Source organism: Arthrobacter sp. efr-133-TYG-118 (assembly GCF_030209755.1).
Taxonomy (GTDB): domain Bacteria; phylum Actinomycetota; class Actinomycetes; order Actinomycetales; family Micrococcaceae; genus Arthrobacter.
On record NZ_JARVRH010000045.1, the window covers coordinates 1 to 4025 of the forward strand.

5 protein-coding genes are annotated in these 4025 nt (G+C 64.2%); 3 read left to right on the top strand and 2 right to left on the bottom strand.

Translation table 11 applies throughout. The features are described 5' to 3' along the window. Window positions 1-173 precede the first annotated feature (173 nt). Window positions 174-1022 (top strand): DMP19 family protein, encoded by an 849-nt coding sequence (locus QRN59_RS24255; protein ID WP_284984980.1) that lies wholly within the window; start codon window positions 174-176, stop codon window positions 1020-1022. Between the two features lie 146 nt (window positions 1023-1168). On the opposite strand, the gene QRN59_RS24260 is transcribed toward QRN59_RS24255, so the two are convergent. Continuing rightward, window positions 1169-1729, bottom strand: a complete 561-nt coding sequence (locus QRN59_RS24260; RefSeq protein ID WP_284984981.1) for a COG4315 family predicted lipoprotein — start codon at window positions 1727-1729, stop codon at window positions 1169-1171. A 154-nt stretch (window positions 1730-1883) separates the two neighbouring features. Here QRN59_RS24260 and QRN59_RS24265 point away from each other — a divergent pair, with 154 nt between their 5' ends. Beyond that, window positions 1884-2384, top strand: a complete 501-nt coding sequence (locus tag QRN59_RS24265) for a sigma-70 family RNA polymerase sigma factor (protein WP_059389901.1) — start codon at window positions 1884-1886, stop codon at window positions 2382-2384. Next, window positions 2381-3097, top strand: a complete 717-nt coding sequence (locus QRN59_RS24270; protein ID WP_284984982.1) for an anti-sigma factor family protein — start codon at window positions 2381-2383, stop codon at window positions 3095-3097. The genes QRN59_RS24265 and QRN59_RS24270 overlap by 4 nt, the downstream gene beginning before the upstream one ends. A 34-nt stretch (window positions 3098-3131) precedes the next feature. Here the strand turns inward: QRN59_RS24270 and QRN59_RS24275 are convergent, their stop codons facing one another. Continuing rightward, window positions 3132-3944, bottom strand: coding sequence for a methylenetetrahydrofolate reductase (locus QRN59_RS24275; RefSeq protein ID WP_284984983.1), 813 nt, complete (start codon window positions 3942-3944; stop codon window positions 3132-3134). Window positions 3945-4025: the final 81 nt, after the last annotated feature.

The following is a 4025-nucleotide window of genomic DNA, read 5'->3' on the forward strand; positions in this document are numbered from 1 at the left end:
GCCACCTCCCTGACTTCGCTCCGCTCAGCCAGGGAACCCGGGCGGCGTGGGCCCACGGAGCGGCCCTGAAACTTTGCCGGACGTTCACCTCTGCCTAGCTTGCCCGACAACCGCCCCCGCGTACGTTGAAAGGGTCCGGAGCAGCACAAGCTTCCTAGCAGTGAGGAAATCCCATGACCAGCAATGAGAACCCCGTCGTTCTGACGAAGGACAGCATCGAGGCCGACAACGCAGCCGTTGTGGACGCGAACGTCACCGTGGTCAACGAGATGTACGAGGAGCTCCTCAACCATGAGGAAATCGCTACCAACGCTCTGCGCAGCTACTTTGTGGACTACTACCTGACACAGGCACTCGCGGGCGGTTTCGCCCAGTACGTGTTCACGGTCCCGGAACGCGAAGAGGTGGATGCGTTTGTCCGCGAAGGCCTCGAAGGAATGGGCGCCAAAGGCCACCTTGAGCTGTTCAACCGCACCGCCGCAGCGTTCGACGCGCTGTCCGAAGACGACGCCGAGGCCTACCTGGACGGTGACCTTGACGAGTCCGAAGAGGCATCGGAAGCCGTTGCTGAGCTCGAGGCACTCGACGGCGAATTCGAATCCCTCCTGGAGACCGAAGACATCATCGAGCTCAACGCAGCCTGGCTCCGCGGCCAGGACGGCGTGCTCTACCTGGACGAGGAGCAGCTGACGGCACACATCGCCGAGCGCGTAGCCCTGATCCCGAACCTCGAAGAGCGCCAAGCCGAGGCGGCCGAAGCGGAACTCGAGAACGCCCCCGAATTCGAGCTCATCATCCGTGAACTGTGCGACGTTGCCGGCTACCAGCTGGAGAAGATCACCATGGGCGATCCCAACTACGAGCACGACGGCGAGACGATCCTCGCCTGGCACTTCACCACGGACCACGGCAACTACATCATGATCGAAGAGGACGACGAAGCCTTCATGATCCACCCGGAGACGAAGGAAATCATCGCGGCCGTCGAGTTCGAGGACGCTGACGAGTTCGAAGACGCCTAAAACGCCCGCTCACGTATAGGGCTTCCAAGGCGGACGCTCGCTCACCTTTGAGGCCTCCAGGACAAACGCTCGCTCAGATCTGCCGGCCGGGCCGGAGAGATCTGAGCGAGCGTTTGCCTTTTGGGCTGGAAAGGTGAGCGAGGGTTTCAGTAGCCCATGCTGCTCCCGCTCGGGGTGCTGCTGCTCGGGGTCAGCATGGAGCCGGACGGGCTGACCAAAGACCAGACACCGCCCACGCCTTGGCCGTAGGTGTCACTGGAGTCTTCGTCCTTGGAGTAGAAGTAGATGGGCATGCCGTTGATGGTGATCTGCATCTTGCCATCTGCTGTGGGGATGGTGCCGATGGTTCCGCTCACCCCGTCAACCGCGGGCATGGTCGACGTCGTTGTCACGGCAGGCCAGTTGGTAGCGCAGCCGCCGGTGCAGGCGCTCTTTCCGGAATCCTTGACGTCCTTCGCGAAGATGTAGACGCTCTTGCCGTTCGCCGCGACCACTCGCTCGCCAACGCTCGACGACGCAGTCTTCAGTTCCGCCGCGCCAGCAGGAGTACTCGACGCCGCGGGGCTGGATGCCGTAGGGCTGGATGCCGTAGGGCTGGGACTGGTGGCGCTCGAGGATGTGGAGGACGCGCCGGGGCTTCCTCCGCAGGCGGTGAGGGCGATGGCCAGAGCAAGAATGCCGAGCCCGGTGCCGAGTTGCTTCTTCATGGTTTGCTCCTTCGCTTGCACCGGCCGTGGACGTGCCGGAAGCTAACCCGTACGACGCCGCCGGGTGAAGAATGGTTCACAGGGCTTGAACCTTTTTCGTGGGGGGCACGTCGTATGGCAGGAGAAGGGGAAGCCGAGCACCAAGGAGGCGCCGATGCCGCTCGACGAGGATGTGGTGGCCGCGATCTACCGCGACCACGGCACAGCCTTGCGCCGCTTCGTGCTGAGCTGCACGCCGGACGCGCACTTGGCTGAAGACGTGGTGCAGGAAACCATCCTTCGCGTGTGGCAGCATGCCCCGCAGATCACCGGCAGCCTGCGCAGCTATTTGTTCCGCACTGCCCGCAATGTCATCATCGACAACTACCGCAAGGCCCAGCGGCGCCCGGCAGAGGCTGCCGAACGCGACATGGCGGACCCGGAGGAGGCCACCGAGCGAGTGGACGAGCTCCTCAACCGGGTCCTTATGGAGGAGGCGCTCCTGCGGCTCAGCACTGAACACCGGGAGGTCCTGGTAGCCCTGCATTACGAACGTTTCACGGTGAACGAGGCCGCGCTGAGGCTCAATATCCCCAGCGGCACGGTGAAATCCCGGGCCTTCTACGCCGTCAGGGCGCTTCGCACGATTCTCGACGAAATGGGGGTGCAGCGGTGAACGAAACCGGACTTCACCAATTGCTGGGCGCCTACTTGCTCGGCGGCCTCGAGCCTGCCGAGGCCCGGGCTTTCGAGGCGCACTTGGCAAGCTGCGCTGATTGCCGGCTTGAGCTGGGCGAGCTGGAGAGCCTCCCTGCCCTCCTTGATGCCGTCCCCGTGCCCGACGCCGTCGCGCTCGCCGGCGGGCGGCCCGCCGTCGAGCCCTCCGCCGCAGTTCCGTCCGCTACTGCCGGCGCCCGCTCACTTATGGGGGCTTTTTCAGAAACGCTACCGCAACCGATTCTCGTGAAAATGGCGGCACGGCGGCGGAAATCCCGACGCCGGTGGGCGGCCCTGGTGGGTGCCGTGGCCGCCGCTTGCCTAGGGTTGGGCATACTGGCGGGGCCCGTGTTGAACCAGCCGCCCAAACCTGACGCCAGCTACTCGCTACAGACGGACAACGGCCTGCAGCTCACTGTGGGGCTCGTCAGGAAGGCGTGGGGGACCGAGCTGCAACTGGAAGGCCGCAGCATGCCGGCGCAAGGCACGATGTACCTGTGGGTCAAGGGCCGCGACGGCACGGAGGAAATGGCTTGCGGTTGGACGGCGACGTCCAGCGGCCACATCAAGGTCACGGGCGCGACGCCGGTCCAGCTCGCCGGGATTTCGGGCGTGGAACTGCGCGACGATAACCAGAAGACGGTCGCGGTGATTTCGGTCCCGGGGAGCTAGGGTCCCCAGGACCTATGCGGTTAGCGGTGCGCGTCTACGCTGATGCTGCTTCGCTGGCCTCAGGATCGGGCAGATCGCTTCGCTCCCAGCTGGGCATGTCCAATCGGTTGAAACTGTAGAGATGGATTCCCGAGACACCATCCGGGTGCGCCATGAGCTCGGAAACCAGGCCTTCAGGTGAGTACTTGTCCACCCCTAGAAGCTTGCGGGCAAGGGTTCCTTTATTGCTGAGGAACTTCAGGGATGTCCCGACGCCGATCTGGGTCGCCAGCGCCAGCAGTTTTGTCCGCGGAACGGCCCCGGCAACACCGGCCCACACCGGCAGGTCGACCCCTTCGCGGCGCAGGAGTGCTGCGTAATCGAGGATCTTCGGGGCGGAGAAACACATTTGCGTGACAACGTGCGTGGCCAAATGTTGTTTGGCCAACAGGGCATCCAACAAGTCCAGTCCGCTCACGGAAGGATGCCCTTCGGGGTAACCGGCGATGCCCGCGGTGATGCTACCGCCGGAGTACTCGGCGATGTCCGCCAAAAGGGGAAGGCTCGATCGATAGGGGCCGGCAGCTTGCGCACCGTCTCCACCGATGGCGAAGACCTCCGTGATCCCGGCGGCCTCGCAGTCCCGGAGGATGCCGGAAAGCTGCGCCCGGTGCTCCAGCCCGCGTGCCGAGAGGTGCGGAATCACGTTGTAGCCCAGAAGGCTGAGCTTGATGGAAGCCTCCATCGTCCGCGCGATGCCGTGATGGGGCAAGCAGGTAACGGTGAGCGTTGTGGAAAGCGGCACTGCGGCCTGGACTTTCTCCACGATTCCGTCTGAGGGAATGATTTCAATCCGGGTGGGGAACATGCTGGCTCCTTGCGGATCAGGCCGTCGCGTGGTGTGCGAGGAGGGTGCGGGCTTCCTGGCGGGTGGTGCCGGAGTCCTGGA

What these genes read in the sequence shown, in the direction of transcription:
- QRN59_RS24255 (WP_284984980.1), top strand. Translation starts at nt 174, where the DNA reads ATGACCAGCAATGAGAACCCCGTCGTTCTGACGAAGGACAGCATCGAG.
- QRN59_RS24260 (WP_284984981.1), bottom strand. Translation starts at nt 1,729, where the DNA reads ATGAAGAAGCAACTCGGCACCGGGCTCGGCATTCTTGCTCTGGCCATC.
- QRN59_RS24265 (WP_059389901.1), top strand. Translation starts at nt 1,884, where the DNA reads ATGCCGCTCGACGAGGATGTGGTGGCCGCGATCTACCGCGACCACGGC.
- QRN59_RS24275 (WP_284984983.1), bottom strand. Translation starts at nt 3,944, where the DNA reads ATGTTCCCCACCCGGATTGAAATCATTCCCTCAGACGGAATCGTGGAG.